Raw genomic sequence first — 18,508 nt, 5'->3', positions numbered from 1 at the left:
ATCCCTTGAGACAAGGGAACCGACCTGAAGTTCAATCCTGAGGGAGACGAAGTAGATGAAGAAGGACATTCACCCGGATTACCACCCGGTGATTTTCCAGGACGCGAACACGGGCCACAAGTTCCTGACGCGCTCCACCAAGACCTCCGACCGCACCGATACCTGGGAAGACGGCAACGAGTACCCGCTCATCGTCGTTGACGTGACCGCTGAGTCCCACCCGTTCTGGACCGGCGCACAGCGTCTCATGGACACCGCTGGCCGCGTTGAGAAGTTCAACCAGCGCTTCGGTGGCATGGCTCGCCGCAAGAAGAAGACCGCTAAGTAAAGGCGTAGAAGGAGGAATTGAGAAATGGCTACACCGAAGTTTAAGAAGTCCCGCGCCAACACCCGTATGCGCCGTTCGCAGTGGAAGGCTGACAACGCCCAGCTGCAGGTTGTCAAGATCGACGGCCAGGAAGTGCGCATCCCGCGCCGCCTGGTCAAGGCCGCTCAGGCTGGCCTGATCGACGTCGAGCAGTTCTAGTGAGTGCTCGCGTTGTTGCTTAACTAAGCGCGCGAAAAGGCCGGATTCCGCTCTCGGGATCCGGCCTTTTGTGATGTTGTGTACGAAAAGATAACTGATAGGCCATAATAGGTACATGAAAATTTTAGTGGCTGACGACGAGCAGGCCGTCCGCGATTCGCTCAAGCGCTCTCTCCGTTTCAACGGGTACGAGGTGTGCCTGGCCCAAGATGGGGAAGAGGCATTGGACATGATCCGCACCGAGGAGCCGGATCTGACCATCCTCGACGTGATGATGCCCAAGCTTGATGGTCTCGGCGTGTGTCGTACGCTGCGCTCTTCCGGGTACGACCGGCCGGTGCTCATGCTCACCGCGCGCGACGGCGTCTCTGACAGGGTCGCCGGCCTGGACGCGGGCGCGGACGATTACCTGCCTAAGCCCTTTGCGCTCGAGGAGTTGCTCGCGCGCGTGCGCTCGCTGCTGCGTCGCGCCCGGGCGGACTCGATCGACGAGAACTCGCATGAGTCTTCGTCGCTGAAGTTCGAGGACCTCACGCTGAACCCGGAAACTCGCGATGTGACTCGCGGGACCCGGACGATTTCGCTCACCCGCACCGAGTTTGCGCTGTTGCACCTGCTGATGCAGAACCCGCGCCGCGTGCTGTCGCGTCAGACCATTCTGGAAGAAGTGTGGGGCTACGATTTCCCCACCTCGGGCAATGCACTTGAGGTCTACATCGGCTACCTGCGCCGCAAGACCGAGGCGGCAGGCGAGGCTCGTCTGATCCACACCGTGCGTGGCGTGGGCTACGTGCTGCGGGAGACTGCCCCGTGATCCTCCGGCAATCCGCCGAGACCTTTCAGCGCGACCAGGACGCCTGGCAGCTTACTCCAGAGGAGATGCAGCCGACGCAGTTTCGAAATTCGCGCTTTCTAGGTCTCGGCCTTTCACTGCGCCAACAGCTGGTGGTGCTCACCGGGGTGATGGTGGCTTTTGCGGTGCTGGTCACCGCGATGGTCAGTTATTGGGCTGCCACGACTGCGATTACTAACTCCATGGACAATGACTTGAGCTCGAAGGCTTATGCCATTGCCCGGGAGGCGGAGAAGGGTTCAGAGGCTGACCTCGAAGCGGAGATCGCGCAGTTCAAGAAATACAACCCGGGGATCAAGGCCGCCGTCTCGCCGGTGGGCTCCAACAAGTACTTTGGCGACGCCGTCCCGGTTGGCGGTGCCTTCCACTCGCAGAAGGAAGGCGAGCAGATTTCCACCCGCACTGCGGGCGGGGAGCGCATCTTGGTGCTGCGTTCAGAACGTGGCGCATCCGTTGCACTTGCCGAGCAGGTCGACCCCTCGAGGCGTCTGCAGGGCAGTTCCGGTGCGGCTCTGCTCGTGATCATGGCCTTGGGTGCCGGGATGGCGTGGGCGGTGTCCACGATTGTTGCTGCGGCGGCGCTCTACCCGTTGCGGCGACTGCACCGCGCGGTGGACGAGGTCACTCGGACCGAGGAGCTGAAGCCGCTGCCGGTGGAGGGCGACGACGAGCTGGCAAAGATCAGCCGTTCCTTCAACGAGATGATGCGTACCCTGCAGGATTCACGCACGCGTCAGACGCAGCTCGTTGCAGATGCGGGCCATGAGCTGAAGACGCCGTTGACGTCGATGCGCACGAACATCGAGCTGTTCATGATGATGTACAAGTCCGGGCACCAGGACATGATCTCCCAGGAGGAGCGCGACAACCTCGAGCACGACGTGCTTGCACAGATGGAGGAGATGTCCACGCTCATCGGCGACCTGGTTGACCTGGCGCGTGAGGACTCCCCGAATACCGAATTTGTGGACCTGCGCTTGGACGCCATCTTGGAGGAAGCCCTGGACCGGGTGCGCCGTCGCCGCCTCGATGTGACCTTCCAGTTCCATGCGGACCCGTGGATCATGAAGGGCGATCACTTCGCCATGGGGCGCGCGCCGATCAACCTGATCGACAACGCCGCGAAGTGGTCACCACCGGGCGGCACGGTGCGTATCTCCCTGAAGGCCGCGACCACCAAGGCCGTCCTGATTGTGGACGACTCCGGCCCGGGCATTGCTCCGCGCGAGCGCGAGCGCGTCTTCGAACGCTTTTACCGTGCCCCGGAATCGCGCGCAATGCCGGGCTCTGGGCTGGGGCTCGCGATCGTGAAGCAGGTGCTCGACCGCCACGGCGCGCAGATCTTCGTGGAGGAGTCCGATGACGGCGGCACGCGTATGCGCGTGGTCTTCCCGGGCCGCCGCCCTGAAGAGGGCGAGTAGGGCACTTCACCCAGCGCATCGCGCACAGGAAGTGTCCAGGAAGTGCTACGTTGGGTAGCGCTGTGCCTCAAGTTCACGCGCAGCGCGGTCCCGCATAATTGGACGCATGACTTTTCCGGAGGAACCGCGCAACCCAGAAGGCGCGAACCACACCCAGCAGACTGTTTACCACGTTGCGAACCCGCCGCAGCAGGCGTCATCCGGGAAGCGCTTCGGTCCGGGCGCGATGATCGCCACGGCCCTGGTTGCGTCGCTGATCGCCGGCGGTGGGGCGGGGTATGTCGCCGGAAGCCGCGGGGCTGAGCAGTCGGGTGAGACCTACAATGCGCTCGAGGCACAGCCCGCCGAGTCGGCAAACGAGCCTGAGGGGGAGAAAACGCAGGCACCGAAGGGCTCGGTGGAGGACGTGGCGGCGCAGGTGCTCCCCGCGGTCGTCTCGATCATGGTGCAGACGCCACGCGGGGGCTCGGAGGGCTCCGGCTCGATCATCTCCTCGGACGGCTATGTGCTGACGAACCACCACGTCATCGCGGATGCGCAGAGCCCGCAGGCGCGCATCCAGGTCACGCTCAACGACGGCACGCGGCACGACGCGACCTACGTGGCCAGCGACGTGAACACGGACGTCGGCGTGCTCAAAATTGAAAACGTGAGCAACCTGCCCACGATGAAGTTCGGCAACTCCGACCAGCTCGCCGTGGGCCAGGAGGTCGTCGCCGTCGGCTCGCCGCTCGGCCTGTCCGCGACGGTGACCAGCGGTATCGTCTCCGCCCTGAACCGCCCGGTGCGCGCGAACCAGGGCGGCGGCGAAAGCTCGCTCATGGACGGCATCCAAACCGACGCGGCGATCAACCCAGGCAACTCCGGCGGCCCGCTAGTGGACATGCAGGGCAACCTCATCGGCATGAACTCGGTGATCGCCTCGCTGTCCGCAGGCTCGTTCGGCGGGCAGCAGGGCGGCTCGATCGGCTTGGGCTTTGCCATCCCCTCGAACTTTGCCAAGCGCGTCGCGCAGCAGCTTATCGACGACGGCGTGGCCACCCAGCCCATGCTCGGGGTCAGAGTCAACGCGCTCGACGACGGCACCGAGGGTGCCCGGGTCGCCGCCGTCGAACCCGGCAGCCCCGCGGAACAGGCCGGACTGCACGCCGGTGACGTGATCGTGAAACTAGGCGACCGGCTCATCGATTCGGCCGACTCGCTGATCGCCGCGACGCGTTCGCACGACTTCGGGGAGACCGTCACCCTGCAGGTGGAGCGCCCGGGGGAGGAGGATCCCGTTTCCGTAGATGTGACGCTCAGTTCCGAGTAAGTTAAGGGCTACATTATGGGCAAAAACTCCGGTGCCTGCCGGAGTGGGACGTCGAGGAAGAAGGTTATGGCAGAGACAACGGGGACAACGGGGACGACCAAGACATTGGGTGCGTTTGACGACGCGGAGCCGGACGAGACGTTCCTGCGCGCCGTGGAGCTCGAGCAGTCCGCTCCGGCGCAGACCCGTGCGATCGTGGTGCTCGTGGGGGATCACCGCTACGAGTCGCCGGGGGACAATACCGACAAGATGGTCGCCGAGCTGCTGGGGGAGTACGGCTACCACGTCGATGGCGTCGTGCGGACCAAGTCGAAGAAGTCGGAGATCCGCAAGGTGATCGAGACCGGCGTGGTCGGCGGCGTCGACCTGGTGCTCACGCTCGGCGGCACCGGTGTGGGCCCGCGCGATAAGACGCCGGAGGCCACCCGCACCGTGATTGACAAGATGGTGCCGGGCGTAGCGCAGGCCATCCGCTCCTCGGGGCAGTCCTGCGGCGCGGTAGATGCGGCGACCTCGCGCGGCATCTGCGGCGTCTCCGGCTCGACGGTGGTGGTGAACCTGGCGCCGAGCCGCCAGGCCATCCGGGACGGTGTTGCCACGATCGCCCCGCTGGTGGAGCACCTCATCGGCGAACTCAACAGCTACACGGTGCAGTAGGGATGGCACGACAGCGCCGCAGGGCACGCCGCGTCGCGGACGTGGACTACGACCGCACCGCAGACGCGCCGACGGGCACCTTCCAGGACGAGCCCGCCGGTGCAGACAGTCTGCGCGAGGTTGCGTTGGAAGAAGACGCCGAGCCGGAGCTGACCGGCCGGGCTTTCTACGAAAACGAACGCCCGCCGCACCACGGTGAGTAGGTGCGAGCGGGCGCTACGAGCAGCTGGAAAAGCTACTTGGTTTCTGGGCTCTCGCCGGTTGCCGGCGGAGTGGAGCTGCCAGCCTGCTGCGGGGTCTGGCCAGCCATCATGTCGCGGATCTCGGTGAGCAGCTCGGTCTCGGTCGGTGCCGGGGTGTCCTCGGAGATGCCGCGGTGACGCTTCTGCATCTCGTCGAGCTTGTTCATCGGGGCGACGATGAAGAAGTAGACCACTGCCGCGATGAGCAGGAAGTTGATGATCGCGGAGATCAGCATCCCCAGGTCAAGTGCGGTCTCGGGGCGGCCCGGGATGATCGGGATCTTCCAGCCTTCGCCGACCTCGGCGTCGCCGAAGATGTTCAGTAGCGGGGAGATGATTGCGTCAGAGAACGCGGTGACCACGGCGGTGAACGCGGCACCGATAACCACACCGACGGCCAGGTCGATGACGTTGCCGCGGAGAATAAAGTCGCGGAAGCCCTTGAGCATGGAAACACTCCTTGTTTTAAGTCATGGGGGAAAGTCACCATGGTGGCGAAGTTGCGCGATCATCCATGGCAAATGTCAAGAGTACGGAGTCTATGCCGAAGTTTCATCCGGAGTCAAAACCACCGCGAGCGGCTCGGCTAACGACGACGCCGCGACCGCCGCCGCTTGAGACTGGCGCAGCAGTACCAGCACCGTGTCTTTCCCACCCGAGTCTTCATCGCTGACCGTGACGATGCGCCCGCCGGTGGCCACTGTGCGCGGTCCCTCGGTCACGATTTCTACCCGGGCACCGTGGTGCAGCATCGGCAGGATGTCGGGCTCGGCAAGTGAGATCGGCACCATCGTAAACGGCTCCCCGGAGGGAGCGTCGGCGATGAGGTCGCTGACCAGGTCGGGGCCGACCAGCCGCGTGGTGGTGACCACCTCACCCGCCGCGGCCGAGGCGGCCAGAATGTGGGAGTGCGCGAGTGCCTCCTCGCTTAAGGCACGGTCCGGCAGCACCTCTTCGGGCACGCGGCGCAGCGTGACGTCCTCCGGGTTTAAGCGGGTGCCGGCGGGCACATCGCGCGCAAAGACGACGGCGACCGGGTCGGTGTGCGTGGCGCGCACCAGCGCACTGACGCAGGCGGCGGCAATAAGTAGGGCGGCGAGCACCCGCCGCAGCAGTACGGTGCGGCGATAGCCTGGGGTGCGCAGGCGCGTTGCAAGATCCATGCCTATTAGACGCAGCCGCCGCCCCCGAGGTTCCCTTTTTCTGGCTACTTTCTTTCTGCCCACCACCAGCCAGACGGGGTGATCACCGCTTGAACTGCCACATCGTGTGCGTCGTGCGGCACGGCATTGACCACGTTGTCGTCGTAAACCACCGCGGCGGTCGGGGCGTCGGTGACTGACAGGGCCCGGTCGTAGTACCCGGCCCCTTTGCCCAGCCGCATGCCGCTAGCGTCCACACCCAAAGCGGGCACGATGAGCGCGCCACAGGAGCTGAGTACACGCGAGGTGTAGCGCGGCCCGGCGGGCTCGCTGATACCGAGCGCGCCTTCCGCTGCGGGTGCATCGTCCTGTACCGCCCACGCAAGTACGCCGTCGGGAAGCGAGAGCGGCACGAAGACTCTGCGGGCGTGCGCGCGCAACATGTCCGCGAAGTTGTCCGCGCCGGGTTCGGTGGGCAGCGGGTTGTATGCCGCGATGTTGGAGTCCTGGGCACCTATGTCGTGTAAAAACGACACGGTGTGTTTGAGCAGCGCGGCGTCGAGAAGCGCCTTGCGCTGCGGGTCATCGCGCAGTGCGCGGCGGGCTTCAGTGAGCTGCGCGCGCAGTGCCTGCTTTGCTGAGGAAGATCGCGGGGACATCGATCGGGATCCTTTCGTGCTGGTGGTGACTGTGAATGCTTGTAAAACGCCCGGGAAGTTTCGTGCGGGCGGGAGTCGGAACGAAATAGCAGTTTTGCGCGATGTAGGCTGGGTATTTATGCGGAATTCTAGCGAAACGACCGCCGCGTCGACCTCTGGCGCGGTCAAGACAGTTGTGGTGCCGGCGGCAGGTATGGGGACCCGCTTTTTGCCTGCGACGAAGACTGTGCCGAAGGAGCTTCTGCCCGTGGTGGACACCCCGGGCATTGAGCTGATTGCGGAGGAGGCCGCACAGCTGGGTGCGCAGCGCCTGGCCATTGTGGTTGCCCCGCAAAAAGAGGAGATCATGGCGCACTTCGGGGAGTTTTCCACCCTGCGCGAAACCCTTGCCGCCCGCGGTAAGGACGAGCAGGTGGCGAAGGTGGCGCGCGCCGCTGATCTGATCGACGCGATCTCGGTAACGCAGGACAAGCCGCTCGGTTTGGGCCACGCGGTTGGCTGCGCAGAGGTTGCTCTCGATGAGGACGAGGACGTTGTGGCCGTCATGCTGCCGGACGACCTGGTGCTGCCGGCCGGTGTGATGGAGAAGATGGTCAAGGTGCGCGAGCAGCTTGGCGGCTCGGTGCTGTGCGCTTTCAACGTCACGCCCGAAGAGGTCTTTAACTACGGTGTGTTCGACGTGGCCGAGGCAGATGCTGAGGTCGAGGGCATTGAGGTCAAGCGCGTGCTTGGCATGGTGGAAAAGCCCGCGGTGGAAGACGCCCCGTCGACGCTCGTTGCCACCGGCCGCTACCTGCTGGACCGGGCGATTTTCGACGCCCTGCGTAGGATCACGCCCGGCAAGGGCGGTGAGCTGCAGCTCACCGATGCCATCGAGCTGATGATTACCGAGGGCCACCCGGTGCACGTGGTCGTCCACGACGGCAAGCGCCACGACCTGGGTAACCCGGGCGGCTACATTCCGGCGAACGTGGACTTCGGTCTGCGCAGCGAGAAGTACGGCCCGGCCCTCTACACCGCGCTGAAGCAGATTATCAGCGACTTCGAAGCAGAGAACCCCGATGTTGTCCGTTAACTCTTACTAGAATTGGTCGAATGCGCAGCGTTGAAGACCAGCGAGCAATGGTGGTTGACGCGGCGGTGACGCCTGAGCCGATCCGCGTCGGAATTTTAGATGCCCTCGGCCTGATGTGCGCCGAGGAGATCACCGCCACCGCACCGCTTCCCGGCTTTGCCCAGGCCGCCGTCGACGGCTATGCCGTCCGCGCGGTTGACGTGGGCGGTGCCGCTGGCCTGCGTGGCTCCCGCGAGGCTCAAGAGGAGGAAGCTTCCGCAGGCCGCGACCGCACCCTGCCGGTGGTAGGCGAGGTCGCGGCGGGCTCGCAGAAGCCGCTGCGCCTGCAGCCGCGCCAGGCAGTGCGCGTCGCAACCGGTGCGCCGCTGCCCACGCTTGCCGACGCCGTCCTGCCCCTGGAGTGGACCGACCGCGGCCGCAAGCGACTCACCCCAACCCGCACGGTGCACACCGGCGATTTCGTGCGTAAGCCGGGTGCGGACATCCAGCCCGGCGACGTCGCCGTGCGCCAGGGCGCAGTGCTCGGGCCCGCCCAGATCGGCCTGGTTGCCGCCGCGGGCCGCGAAAAGGTACTGGTCTACCCCCGCCCGCGCGTGACCGTGATCAGCTTTGGTCTGGAACTCGTCGACGTGGACCGCACACCCGGGCTGGGCCAGGTCTATGACGTGGCCTCCTACGCCGTGGCCGCCGCCGCCGAAGAGGCCGGGGCGGACGTGGTGCGCGCCGGGCTGATCCAGGCGGAGCCGCGCCGACTGCGCGAGACGATCGCCGGGCACGTCACCCGCTCGGAGATGGTCATCATCACCGGTGCCGTGGGCGGCTCCGGTGCCAACGTGGTCCAAGACGTGCTGCGCGAGATGGGCGAGATTGACACCCAGCGCGTAGCCATGCACCCGGGCTCTGTCCAAGGCTTCGGGCTGCTGGGGGAGGAGCGCACGCCGGTGTTCCTGCTGCCCGCGAACCCGGTCAGCGCACTGGTGATCACGGAGACGATCGTCCGCCCGGCGATCCGGCAGGCGCTTGGCAAGGCGCAGGTGCAGCGCCGCCTCGTACAGGCGCGCTCGGTGCGCGCGATCGAGTCCATCCCGGGCCGCCGCGCCTTCATCCGTGCCCGCCTGATGCGGGATATTGAAACCGGCGAATACCTGGTGGAGTCGCTCGGCACCGCCGAGGGCGGACCGGCCCACCTGCTGGCCGGCTTTGCCGAGGCCAACGCCATGATCTGCCTGCCGGAGGACATCACCGACGTGCGCCCGGGCGATGTGGTGGATGTCGAGTTTTTGCAACAGCGCAGCTAACCAATGTCGCTGCTGTCCCTGTTCCGCGAGCCCACGCCCGGCTGGCCCGAAGACACACCCACGCTGCAGCTTGCCGACGGCACCACGCTCAAACTCCGCCCCCTACAATCCAGCGACGGACGCGCCTGGCGCGAAACCCGCATCCTGGATGAGCAGTGGCTCAAACCAGTCGAGCCGACCGTCTCCGGGACGTGGGAGGAGGCGCACTCGGCCCAGGCCTGGCGTGCCAACTGGCTGAACCTGCGCAAGTTGGCGCTCGGCGGGGTGGTGATCCCGCTAGTCATCGAGGCCGACGGCCACTTCGCCGGGCAGGTCACCCTTGGCAACATCCAGCACGGCGCGGTCGGGGAGTGCTGGATCGGCTACTGGGTCCACTCGCCATTTATGGGGCGCGGGATCGCCACGGCGGCCTGTGCTTTGGGGACGGACCATGCGCTCGGCAGGGTGGGGCTGCACCGGGTGACGGCGACCTTTCTGCCGGACAACCCGGCGTCGAGAAGCGTGCTGGCGGCGAACGGCTACCGCGAGGAAGGCTACTTCCGCAAGAACCTGCACATCGACGGGCAATGGCGCGATCATCACTTCGTGGCGCTCAACGCCGAGGACTTTCCGCAGAGCGCGGTCGCGCGGCTGCGGGAGCAAGGACGCGTACGCTAAATTCTTCCGCCACACTCGGCGTGCCTGGCGGTTGTGCGAGGCTAGCGCGGTTAGCGTTAGTGCAGTTTCTTATCTCCATCGCCGTCGTCTGTCGCGTTGAAAGGTGGCTTTGCCCATGGGCAGCCTGAGCTTGATCATCGTCCTCATCCTCGTCGTGTGGATCATCGTGCTTGCCCCGATGCTCTCGGGCAGCGTGAAGAAGATCCGCCGTTCCGGCGAGGGCTATGAGGAGACGCGCGTGCTGCACGAGGGCGGCACCGAACCCGTAGTCTCGCGCCGTCGCCCGAAGCTCACCGCCGCCGACGTGCACCAGCACGCCGAGGCCGATGAGGACGTCGAGCTCGTCGAGGCCGAGGATGAGCAGGTGCTTATCGACGACGCGCCACCCCTGCGCACCATCTTCCGCAAAGATGTCGAACCGTCCGAGGAAACCCCCATGGTGATCGACGCCGAGCCGGTTGAGGAGGCGGCTGAAGACGCTGAGACTCAGGACGAGACGGCAGAGGGTGGCTCGACCCGCGTGGAGCTGGATGGTGAGTCCACGGGGGATGCTGCAGACATGAAGGACTCTGAGGACTCCGAGGACGCTGAAGACTCTGAGGACGCTGACGATCAGCACTACGAGCTTCGCGAGGCCTACGAGTCCCCGGCCGACTTCGGCTACGTCGACGAGGACGCACCAAAGGTCGAGCGCGCGCAGGAGGATACGCCCGAGCCGGCACCGGTAGGTGCGGACTCGCTCGAGCCGGACGACAGCGACATTGCCTTCGCCAAGACGCGCCGCGGCCGCGGTGGCTACGACCCGGAGCGCGAGCGTGCCGCGCGCGCGGAGCGTTTCCGTCGCCGTCAGCGCACCTTCCTTGGCCTGATCATCTTCTTCGTGGCCACCTTCGTCATCGCCTTCGTCGCGGGTGGGTGGACTTGGATCCTGCCTGCGATCGCAGTCGGGCTCAATGCGTGGTTCTTCATTGCCGCCCGCGGTGCGGTGCGCAAGGAGCGTGCCCTCCACCAGCGACGCGTACGCCAGCTGCGCCGCGCACGCATGGGCGTGGACCTCGCCCAGCGCCCGCAGCCCGCGCCTGGCGAGCGTCGCCGCGTCGGCTCCGTCATCCTGGACATGGACGAAGAACACCCCGACTTCGAGACGCTCCCGGTCTACCGCCGCGAACAGGAACGCGACGAGTACTACGGCGATCCACGCAACTACACGCCGCGCGCGAGCTAACGTTGCAGGCCTCTCACCAGCGGATTTCACCAGCTGGTGAGGGAGGAGTAACGTTGCTTCCCAGCACGGGGCTATAGCTCAGTTGGTAGAGCGTCGCGTTCGCAATGCGAAGGTCAGGGGTTCGATTCCCCTTAGCTCCACTGGATACACACCCCCAGGTCTTCACGGCCTGGGGGTTTCTTCGTGTGCGTGCATGCGGTGGTGGGGAGCTGGTCCAAATGGAGCTAGCTCCATTTAGGGGATCTGGTTTTGCGCGACCTGGTGTTTTGTGGTCGGGGCAGGTCCAAATGGAGCTAGCTCCGTTTAGGGTGTCCGGTTTCGCGCGACCTGGCGTTTTGCGGGTGGGACAGGTCTAAATGGAGCTAGCTCCATTTAGGTAATGGGTGTTATGTGCATGAAGTTTTTGGACACGGAGTCCAATGACTTATTGGACAAGGAGCGACGATTACTACGTAGCCCCGCAGGCTCCAGCTGTTTGCTGCGAAGAGATACGTCGGCGTATCCTTGCTCCGCTATTACCGGCCCCTGACAGGAGGAACCCGTGACCACTGAGAAGCTTCGCCGCGCAGTCCTTATCGTTGCGCTGCTGAATCTGGCGTACTTCTTCGTGGAGTTCATCGCCGCGTTGGCGATTGGGTCGGCGTCGCTTGCCGCGGATTCCGCCGACTTCCTCGAGGACACAGCGATTAATCTGCTCGTCTTCTTCGCGGTGGCGTGGCCCGCGCACCGCCGCCGGGTGGCCGGCAGCGTGCTTGCGGGTCTGATCCTCATTCCGGCGGTCGCGGCGATCGTCATGGTGGTGACCAAGATCCTCAACCCTGTCCCGCCCTCGCCGGAGGGGCTGACCGGCGTGGCGCTGGGCGCGTTGGCAGTCAACCTCATTTGCGCGGTGATCCTGCTCAAGCTGCGTGACCAGGGATCCTCGCTGGCGAAGGGAGCGTGGCTGGCTGCGCGCAACGACGCGCTGGCGAACGTGCTCATCATCGTCGCGGGCCTGCTCACCTTCGTATGGCCGACTGCCTGGTTCGACATCGTGGTCGGGGCGATCATCGCCGCGATCAACCTTTCGGCGGCTAAGGAAGTATGGGAGGAGTCCCGCGAGGAGCACGCCTCGGTGGAGGAGGCCTTCGAGGATATGGGCGAGTGCTAGTCGCCCCACACTCCGGAGGCGCCGCGGCGCCAGGTGCCGACGAGGTTGGTGTCCACGATGCCGACGGACTCCATGAGCGCGTACATGGTCACCGGGCCGACGAAGGTAAAACCGCGCTTCTTCAGATCCCGAGCCAGTGCCTTCGACTCGGGCGAGAAAGTGGGCACTTCTTCTGCCGTGCGCGGCCGTGGAGTCGTTTCTGGTTTGTATGACCAGATGAGTTCGCCGAGGTGCGTGCCCTCGTCGCGAAGCGCAACGGTTGCTTTCGCGTTCGTGATGGCGGCGTTGAGTTTCTGCCGGTTGCGGATCAGCGACGCGTTGTCCATCAGGTGATCGATCGATTCCATCGCAGCGACCTTGTCCGGATCGAACCCGAAGAAGGCCTCGCGGAAGGCCTCGCGCTTGGACAGAATGAGGCGCCAGGACAGTCCGACTTGGAATCCTTCGAGGCAGAGGCGCTCGAAGAGCGACGCTTCGTCGAAAAGCGGCATGCCCCACTCGGTGTCATAGTAGGTGCGCAGCAGCGGGTCGGTGGCGGCCCAGGGTGGGCGCACCAGGCCGTCGTCGCAGGTGATGGGCAGGGACTTGGGTTCTTCGTAGAAATTGTTCATATATATTTGACTCAATTTATGGCGCTTCGGTTCCATCGGTAGGGTAATTGGCATGAACAGGCCCGCCGTTCGAGACTTCGCCCTCCTGCTGATGCGCCTGGTCGTTGGGGCAGTTTTCATCGCCCACGGCTACCAGCATTGGTTCGCCTCCGGCATGAGCGCAACCGCCCAGGAATTCGCCCGCTTTGGCGTGCCGCAGCCTACCTTAAGCGCCTACGTCGCTGGGACCGTGGAGCTTATCGGCGGCACTTTCCTGGTGATCGGCCTGCTCACTACGATCGCTGCGTCGTTGCTGCTCTTGCTCACTGTCGCAGCAACCTACTTTGTGCACCTGGGCAACGGTTTCTTCGTCGCCGACGGGGGCATGGAGTACACCTTGGTGCTTGCCGCGGCGCTGTTCTCGCTCGTGGTCTTCGGTACCGGCCGCGCGAGCTTGGACGGGGTGTTGACCCGTGATTAGCCACGAACAAGTCCAGGCCGCGCTCTCGGCGCGCATCGACGGCGAGGCACCGGGCCTCGAGGACTCGCTTATCGACGCCCACCTGGCCTCCTGCGCCGAGTGCACCGCTTTCTGGGAACGCTCGCTCGCGCTCTCGGAAAAGGTGCGATTCGCTGAGGTCGACGGCGGGATGGCCCCGCCGGGCGACCTGTCCAAAGTGATCCTGGCCGGGGTGGACGAGAAGTGGCGCAAGCTGGCGCAGCGACGCCTAGTCACTCTCGCGATCGGTCGGATCGCGCTGGTTAATGCCGCGCTCGTGTGGGCCTGGTGGGCGGTGCAACCACTGCTGGGCACTGATGCATCGGATGGGCTGATGACCTCGACCGCGGCGGTGCGCTTCGGCGTGGCGCTCGCGCTCGGGGTGAGCGCGTGGCGGCCGCGGCAGATCCCCGGCGTGTTGCTCATCGTGGGCACGATGTTCACCTTTACCGCGGGCTTCGCGGTGCGTGACTGGGTGCTCTCGATTGGCGAGTTCGTGCCCAGCATCGTGTTTATCCCTCTGTTTACGCTGATGGGGCTGGTGTGGACCTGGGTGGCGGACCGCGGGATCGAGATCCGCCGCGCCTGGCACCTGCTCGACGCCAACCCGAACTAGCGCGCTACTTCCAGCTGGGCAGCCACATCAGTGACTGGAAGTAGCCCTCCGGGATCATGTAGCCGTAGAAGATAGGCGAGAAGTAGAAGAAGTTGGTCACCACCAGCGCCAGGTAGGCAAGCACCGCCAGCTGGCCAGTGCGCAAGTCAGCCCCCGCTACTCGAAGCACGAGCGCGTTGCCGGTGGGCGCGCCCTTCTTCGCGATGTTGCCAAGCGCAAGTCCGAGCAGCACTGCGGTGAACGGCACCAGGGCGGTGGCGTAGAAGAAGTACATCTGGCGGTCAAAGGCCGCAAGCCAGGGCAGGAAACCGGCCATGAACGCCACCAATGGCAGGATGACGCGGTAGTCGCGGCGGGTGACCCACACCCATGCTGCCCAGAGGAGGACCGGGATGGTCAGCCACCAGATCGCGGGCGTGCCGAAGAGGTAGATCATCTCCCGGCACGTGTTGCCATTACCACAGCTCAAGTCCGTGTTGGAGTAGTAGAGGATCGGCCGCGAGGCGACCAGCCAGGCCCAGGGCTTGGAATCCCACGGGTGGGAGTGGCCGGATGAGGAGGTCAGCGAGCCGTGGAACTCGAGGACCGAGAAGTGGTAGTAGAGCCATTCCGCGGCTGGCGAGGGCAGGGAGGTCAGCCACGGCCACTCAGAGTTCGCCACGGTGCCGTCTGCGACCGAGTGGCGGTACACCGAGGTCTCGGAGGCGAACCAGGCGCGCCAGGACCAGATGTACAGCAGCGCTGGAACCAGCACGATCGAAGCAAGCGCGGAGGGCACATCGCGCAGCAGCGCACCCGCCAGCGGCTTCTCCACGCCGTAGCGCTTGCGCAGCCACAGGTCCCAAAATGCCGAAAGCAGCCCATAAAACGCGATGTAGTACAGGCCCGACCACTTCACCCCAAGCGCCAGGCCGAGCAGCACGCCGGTGGCGAAGCGCCACCAGCGGAAACCCAGGCGTGGGCCGAGCGGGCCCGCGTCATCTAACTTGCCCGTGAGGTACGCGTCGTGCCACCGCCTATGCACCTGCTGCATGTCGCCGGCCAACGTCCAGGCCGCGGCCACGACGAAGAAGACCTGGAACATGTCGAGCATGCCGAATTTGGCGGCGACCAGCAGCACCCCGTCGAAAAGCGCAATGGTGCCCGCGAAGATACCGATGGTGGTGGACTGGCTGAGCCTGCGCGCAATGAGGAAGACAAACACGATGGTCGCCGCCCCGAAAAGCGCGGTAAACAGGCGCCAGCCTAGTGGTGCGTAGCCGAAGAACTGCTCGCCCCACGCCAGCAGTTGTTTGCCCAGCGGCGGGTGCACGACCAGGCCGTAGCCCGGGTTGGACTCGATACCGCCGAGTACCGGGTTGATGTAATCGCGGACCATGTCCCAGGCCTGCGGCACGTAGTGCTTCTCATCAAAGACCGGCGTGCCCTCCGAGGTGGGCTGCGTCAGGCCAAGGAAGCGGGTAAAGAGCGCCAAGACCCCGATCACGCTCGCGGCGATCGTGTCGCGCCGGGCCCACGGCACCGTGTTTGGCGCGGCGGGTTCGGGGCGCTTTGGCCGCCAACGCTTCGCGGCAGGGGCTGGGGCAGCGGGGGACACTTGGGTACTCACGGACAAGGATCTTACTGTGTCGTGCGTATGCTTGAGGTTTATGGTTGCCTCGACAGATCTGCCCCAGGACGCGCTCCCTACTTCGGGCGTGGTGCTCGCCGCAACCCCGCTGGGCAATATCGGTGATGCCAGCCAGCGCCTGCGCGAGATGTTAGAGCGCGCCGAGGTGATCGCCGCGGAAGATACGCGGCGGACCCGGGCGCTGGCCACAGCCTTAGGGGTGAACCCGCGCGGAAAGTTCGTCTCCAACTTCGACCACAACGAGGCCGCGCGCACCGACTCACTGCTGCGCGCGGCGCGCTCCGGCGTGGTGCTGGTGGTCACGGACGCTGGCATGCCGATCGTGTCCGATCCGGGCCTGAACCTGGTCGCCGCGGCGCACGAGGAGGGCGTCCCCGTGACTTGCCTGCCCGGACCGAGCGCGGTGACGACGGCGCTCGCGTTGTCAGGACTCAATGTCGGGCATTTTCTTTTCGACGGTTTCGTACCCCGCAAACCCGGTGCCAAGGACACCTGGCTGCGCTCGCTGGTGGGACAAGAGCGCGCTATTTGTTTCTTCGAGTCGCCGCATCGCACGGCGGACACTCTGGCGCGGGCAGCAGAGGTCCTGGGGGCGGATCGCCGGGCCGCCGTGTGCCGCGAGCTGACCAAGACCTTTGAGGAGGTCAAGCGTGGCACGCTCTCCGAGCTGGCGCAGTGGGCCGAAGAAGGCGTGCGCGGTGAAGTCACCGTGGTGATTGAGGGTGGCCGCGCCGCGGTAGAGGAACCCGCTGACCTCGTCGGGGAAGTGCTCGCTCGGGTGGAGCAAGGCGAGCGGATGAAGGATGCGTGCAAGGCCGTCGCCAAGGCACACGGGGTGAAAACCGGCGAGTTGTACGATGAGGTGCTTGCCTCTCGGAAGTAGGCCGCGCGCAGCCTGAATATATGCACACGCGCTGGGGAAACGACTGGCGCTCCGCACTTTCCCCCAGAACACGGGGCTCGCCGCCGGTTCGTGCTTGGACTTCATTTACGTTACCCTGCAAAAGTCATATGATTTTACCGCTAAAATTCAAGGAGTGATCAATGTCTCAGCGTGAGACTGGTCTGGATCCGCACGATCCAGACGCAGAGCCGCGGAGCGAAGATCCGCAGATTGGAAACGATTCCACAGCCCCCACGCCTTCGGCAGCTGGTGAGCTCGCCTCGCTGCTGGACGCTGATAGCTCGGGCGCGCGCGGCAACTACCTCGATCCGGAAGAACAGGTCGAGCGCAAGGCCGACGCGGCAGATGCTCCGGTGGACTGGGGCATCATTGCTCCCATCGCTGTGTTGGTCGTGGCCATGGTGGCCTGGGGCCTATTGGCCCCGGAGAACTTCTCCAATTTTGCTGACGTGGCCTTCGGCTGGGTCATTGACAACTTGGGCTGGGCCTTCGTGCTCGGCGGCACCATGTTTGTGCTCTTCGTCATCGTGATCGCCTGCTCCAAGTTCGGTGCCATCCGCCTGGGGACGGCCGATGAGCGGCCGGAGTTTAAGACAAGCTCTTGGATCGCCATGATGTTTGCCGCTGGTATGGGCATCGGTCTGATGTTCTACGGTGCCTCCGAGCCGCTGTCGATGTACCTTGACGGGGTTCCAGGTCACCAGCCACACGAGGTGGGTACCGGCATGGCGCAGACGATGTTCCACTGGACGCTCCACCCCTGGGCGGTCTACGCCATCATCGGCCTCGCAATCGCGTACTCCACGTTCCGGCTCGGCCGCAAGCAGCTGCTGTCGAGCGCGTTTATTCCGCTGATCGGCCAGAAGGCCGCAGACGGTGTACTGGGTAAGTTCATCGACGGTTTCGCCATCTTCGCCACCATCTTCGGCACGGCCTGCTCCCTGGGTCTTGGCGCACTGCAGATTAGTGCTGGCCTGGAAGCCTCCGGCTTTGTGGACAACCCCTCTGACACGCTGATCATCGGCATCGTCTCAGTACTGCTGCTCGCATTCCTTCTGTCGGCGATGTCTGGCGTGTCCAAGGGCATCCAGTGGCTGTCCAACTCCAACATGGTCGTGGCTTCGGTGCTGGCAATCTTCGTGTTCGTCTTCGGGCCGACCGTCGCTCAGCTCAACATGCTGCCGACGGCGGTGGGCACCTACCTGCAGAACTTCTTTGAGATGGCAGCCCGCACCGCCGAAAGCGCTGACGGCGAGGCAGGCGAGTTCCTGTCTGGTTGGACCATCTTCTACTGGGCCTGGTGGATCTCCTGGTCTCCGTTCGTGGGTACCTTCCTGGCGCGCATTTCCCGCGGCCGCACCATCCGCGAGTTCTGCCTCGGCGTCATGCTCGTCCCGGCTGGCCTGTCCACCGTGTGGTTCGCCATCTTTGGCGGCACCGCGATCAAGATGGAGCAGGAGGGCAACTCCATTTACGGCGAGGGCTCCTCGGAGGAGCAGCTGTTTAACCTGCTGCACAACCTGCCCGGCGGCGTCATCATGGGCGTGTTCGCTCTGATCCTGCTGGCCACCTTCTTCATCACCTCGGCGGACTCTGCCTCCACGGTGATGGCGTCGATGTCGCAGAACGGCAAGTCGGACGCGAAGCCGTGGCTCGCCGCGATGTGGGGCGTTGCCACCGCTGGTGTCGGCCTGACCCTGCTGATCTCGGGTGGCTCGGACGCGCTGAACTCGCTGCAGTCGGTGACCATTGTCGCCGCCACCCCCTTCTTGCTCATCCTCATCCTCCTGATGTTTGCGATCGTGAAGGATCTGTCCAACGACACGATCTACCTGGATCACAAGGAACAGGAGCGCTTCGCGCGCCAGCTGGCTATCGAGCGTCGCATGCACCGCGACCAGCGCGAGCTGGAGCAGAAGAAGGAGCAGGTCAAGCGAGTTCTTGGCGGTAAGCTGAACTAGCCTCTGCCCCCGATACGAAAATCCCCAGCACCCTCGTGAAGAGGGGCTGGGGATTTTCTATGCCCGGATTCGCCGCGAGCCTGGCGTTGAT

Annotated in this window: 21 protein-coding genes and 1 tRNA gene; 17 read left to right on the top strand and 5 right to left on the bottom strand. The window is 64.8% G+C overall.

Going from position 1 to position 18,508, the window contains the following annotated elements; genetic code table 11:
• Nucleotides 1-55: 55 nt before the first annotated feature.
• The 7 genes from HMPREF2990_RS11570 (at nucleotide 56) to HMPREF2990_RS11540 (ending at nucleotide 4,972) form a co-directional block, all read left to right on the top strand.
• Nucleotides 56-328: a type B 50S ribosomal protein L31 gene (locus tag HMPREF2990_RS11570; protein WP_038589209.1), complete on the top strand. Its 273-nt coding sequence runs from the start codon at nucleotides 56-58 to the stop codon at nucleotides 326-328.
• Between the two features lie 24 nt (nucleotides 329-352).
• A complete protein-coding gene (rpmF, locus tag HMPREF2990_RS11565) occupies nucleotides 353-526 on the top strand; it encodes a 50S ribosomal protein L32 (protein ID WP_038589212.1) in 174 nt (57 codons plus the stop codon).
• A gap of 115 nt (nucleotides 527-641) precedes the next feature.
• Nucleotides 642-1,340 carry a response regulator transcription factor gene (locus HMPREF2990_RS11560; protein WP_038589215.1) on the top strand — a complete coding sequence of 233 codons (699 nt, stop codon included), beginning with the start codon at nucleotides 642-644 and terminating at the stop codon, nucleotides 1,338-1,340.
• Nucleotides 1,337-2,800 (top strand): sensor histidine kinase, encoded by a 1,464-nt coding sequence (locus HMPREF2990_RS11555; RefSeq protein ID WP_070764761.1) that lies wholly within the window; start codon nucleotides 1,337-1,339, stop codon nucleotides 2,798-2,800. Before HMPREF2990_RS11560 ends, HMPREF2990_RS11555 begins: the two co-directional genes overlap by 4 nt.
• A gap of 106 nt (nucleotides 2,801-2,906) precedes the next feature.
• A complete protein-coding gene (locus HMPREF2990_RS11550) occupies nucleotides 2,907-4,112 on the top strand; it encodes a S1C family serine protease (RefSeq protein ID WP_083317170.1) in 1,206 nt (401 codons plus the stop codon).
• 66 nt (nucleotides 4,113-4,178) lie between these two features.
• Nucleotides 4,179-4,769: a MogA/MoaB family molybdenum cofactor biosynthesis protein gene (locus HMPREF2990_RS11545; RefSeq protein ID WP_070764760.1), complete on the top strand. Its 591-nt coding sequence runs from the start codon at nucleotides 4,179-4,181 to the stop codon at nucleotides 4,767-4,769.
• A gap of 2 nt (nucleotides 4,770-4,771) precedes the next feature.
• Nucleotides 4,772-4,972: a hypothetical protein gene (locus HMPREF2990_RS11540; protein ID WP_070764759.1), complete on the top strand. Its 201-nt coding sequence runs from the start codon at nucleotides 4,772-4,774 to the stop codon at nucleotides 4,970-4,972.
• A gap of 32 nt (nucleotides 4,973-5,004) precedes the next feature.
• Here HMPREF2990_RS11540 and mscL read toward each other — a convergent pair whose 3' ends face one another.
• The 3 genes from mscL to HMPREF2990_RS11525 all read right to left on the bottom strand — a co-directional run bounded on the left by mscL (nucleotide 5,005) and on the right by HMPREF2990_RS11525 (nucleotide 6,812).
• Nucleotides 5,005-5,460, bottom strand: coding sequence for a large conductance mechanosensitive channel protein MscL (mscL, locus tag HMPREF2990_RS11535; protein WP_070764758.1), 456 nt, complete (start codon nucleotides 5,458-5,460; stop codon nucleotides 5,005-5,007).
• A 90-nt stretch (nucleotides 5,461-5,550) separates the two neighbouring features.
• Nucleotides 5,551-6,174, bottom strand: a complete 624-nt coding sequence (locus HMPREF2990_RS11530; protein WP_070764757.1) for an SAF domain-containing protein — start codon at nucleotides 6,172-6,174, stop codon at nucleotides 5,551-5,553.
• Between the two features lie 44 nt (nucleotides 6,175-6,218).
• The gene (locus HMPREF2990_RS11525; RefSeq protein WP_070764756.1) at nucleotides 6,219-6,812 is read right to left on the bottom strand and encodes a 5-formyltetrahydrofolate cyclo-ligase; all 594 of its coding nucleotides are present in this window, start codon (nucleotides 6,810-6,812) and stop codon (nucleotides 6,219-6,221) included.
• Nucleotides 6,813-6,930: 118 nt separating this feature from the next.
• Between HMPREF2990_RS11525 and HMPREF2990_RS11520 the strand changes: the two genes are divergently transcribed.
• From HMPREF2990_RS11520 to HMPREF2990_RS11495, 6 genes are all read left to right on the top strand, one after another.
• The gene (locus tag HMPREF2990_RS11520) at nucleotides 6,931-7,887 is read left to right on the top strand and encodes a UTP--glucose-1-phosphate uridylyltransferase (RefSeq protein WP_070764755.1); all 957 of its coding nucleotides are present in this window, start codon (nucleotides 6,931-6,933) and stop codon (nucleotides 7,885-7,887) included.
• A gap of 20 nt (nucleotides 7,888-7,907) precedes the next feature.
• Nucleotides 7,908-9,185 carry a molybdotransferase-like divisome protein Glp gene (gene glp, locus HMPREF2990_RS11515; protein WP_070764754.1) on the top strand — a complete coding sequence of 426 codons (1,278 nt, stop codon included), beginning with the start codon at nucleotides 7,908-7,910 and terminating at the stop codon, nucleotides 9,183-9,185.
• Between the two features lie 3 nt (nucleotides 9,186-9,188).
• Nucleotides 9,189-9,842: a GNAT family N-acetyltransferase gene (locus HMPREF2990_RS11510; RefSeq protein WP_070764753.1), complete on the top strand. Its 654-nt coding sequence runs from the start codon at nucleotides 9,189-9,191 to the stop codon at nucleotides 9,840-9,842.
• Between the two features lie 115 nt (nucleotides 9,843-9,957).
• A complete protein-coding gene (glpR, locus tag HMPREF2990_RS11505) occupies nucleotides 9,958-11,067 on the top strand; it encodes a divisome protein SepX/GlpR (RefSeq protein WP_070764752.1) in 1,110 nt (369 codons plus the stop codon).
• 67 nt (nucleotides 11,068-11,134) lie between these two features.
• Nucleotides 11,135-11,207, top strand: a tRNA-Ala gene (locus HMPREF2990_RS11500).
• Between the two features lie 401 nt (nucleotides 11,208-11,608).
• Nucleotides 11,609-12,217, top strand: coding sequence for a cation efflux transmembrane domain-containing protein (locus HMPREF2990_RS11495; protein ID WP_070764751.1), 609 nt, complete (start codon nucleotides 11,609-11,611; stop codon nucleotides 12,215-12,217).
• Here the strand turns inward: HMPREF2990_RS11495 and HMPREF2990_RS11490 are convergent.
• Nucleotides 12,214-12,828 carry a DNA-3-methyladenine glycosylase I gene (locus HMPREF2990_RS11490; protein ID WP_070764750.1) on the bottom strand — a complete coding sequence of 205 codons (615 nt, stop codon included), beginning with the start codon at nucleotides 12,826-12,828 and terminating at the stop codon, nucleotides 12,214-12,216. The genes HMPREF2990_RS11495 and HMPREF2990_RS11490 overlap by 4 nt on opposite strands.
• A 52-nt stretch (nucleotides 12,829-12,880) precedes the next feature.
• On the opposite strand from HMPREF2990_RS11490, the gene HMPREF2990_RS11485 reads away from it, so the two are divergent.
• Together HMPREF2990_RS11485 and HMPREF2990_RS11480 are read left to right on the top strand one after the other, a co-directional pair.
• Complete coding sequence (locus HMPREF2990_RS11485; protein WP_038589254.1) at nucleotides 12,881-13,288, top strand: DoxX family protein; 408 nt, start codon at nucleotides 12,881-12,883, stop codon at nucleotides 13,286-13,288.
• Nucleotides 13,281-13,922, top strand: coding sequence for a zf-HC2 domain-containing protein (locus HMPREF2990_RS11480; RefSeq protein ID WP_070764749.1), 642 nt, complete (start codon nucleotides 13,281-13,283; stop codon nucleotides 13,920-13,922). Before HMPREF2990_RS11485 ends, HMPREF2990_RS11480 begins: the two co-directional genes overlap by 8 nt.
• Before the next feature lie 4 nt (nucleotides 13,923-13,926).
• Here the strand turns inward: HMPREF2990_RS11480 and HMPREF2990_RS11475 are convergent, their stop codons facing one another.
• Nucleotides 13,927-15,531, bottom strand: coding sequence for a dolichyl-phosphate-mannose--protein mannosyltransferase (locus HMPREF2990_RS11475; protein ID WP_371576191.1), 1,605 nt, complete (start codon nucleotides 15,529-15,531; stop codon nucleotides 13,927-13,929).
• Between the two features lie 40 nt (nucleotides 15,532-15,571).
• Here HMPREF2990_RS11475 and rsmI point away from each other — a divergent pair, with 40 nt between their 5' ends.
• Together rsmI and HMPREF2990_RS11465 are read left to right on the top strand one after the other, a co-directional pair.
• A complete protein-coding gene (gene rsmI, locus HMPREF2990_RS11470) occupies nucleotides 15,572-16,435 on the top strand; it encodes a 16S rRNA (cytidine(1402)-2'-O)-methyltransferase (RefSeq protein WP_070764747.1) in 864 nt (287 codons plus the stop codon).
• A 161-nt stretch (nucleotides 16,436-16,596) separates the two neighbouring features.
• Nucleotides 16,597-18,417 carry a BCCT family transporter gene (locus HMPREF2990_RS11465; RefSeq protein WP_083317169.1) on the top strand — a complete coding sequence of 607 codons (1,821 nt, stop codon included), beginning with the start codon at nucleotides 16,597-16,599 and terminating at the stop codon, nucleotides 18,415-18,417.
• Nucleotides 18,418-18,508: the final 91 nt, after the last annotated feature.

The sequence above is a fragment of the Corynebacterium sp. HMSC071B10 genome (assembly GCF_001814825.1).
Lineage (GTDB): Bacteria > Actinomycetota > Actinomycetes > Mycobacteriales > Mycobacteriaceae > Corynebacterium.
This window is presented reverse-complemented; position numbering and strand designations above follow the sequence as displayed.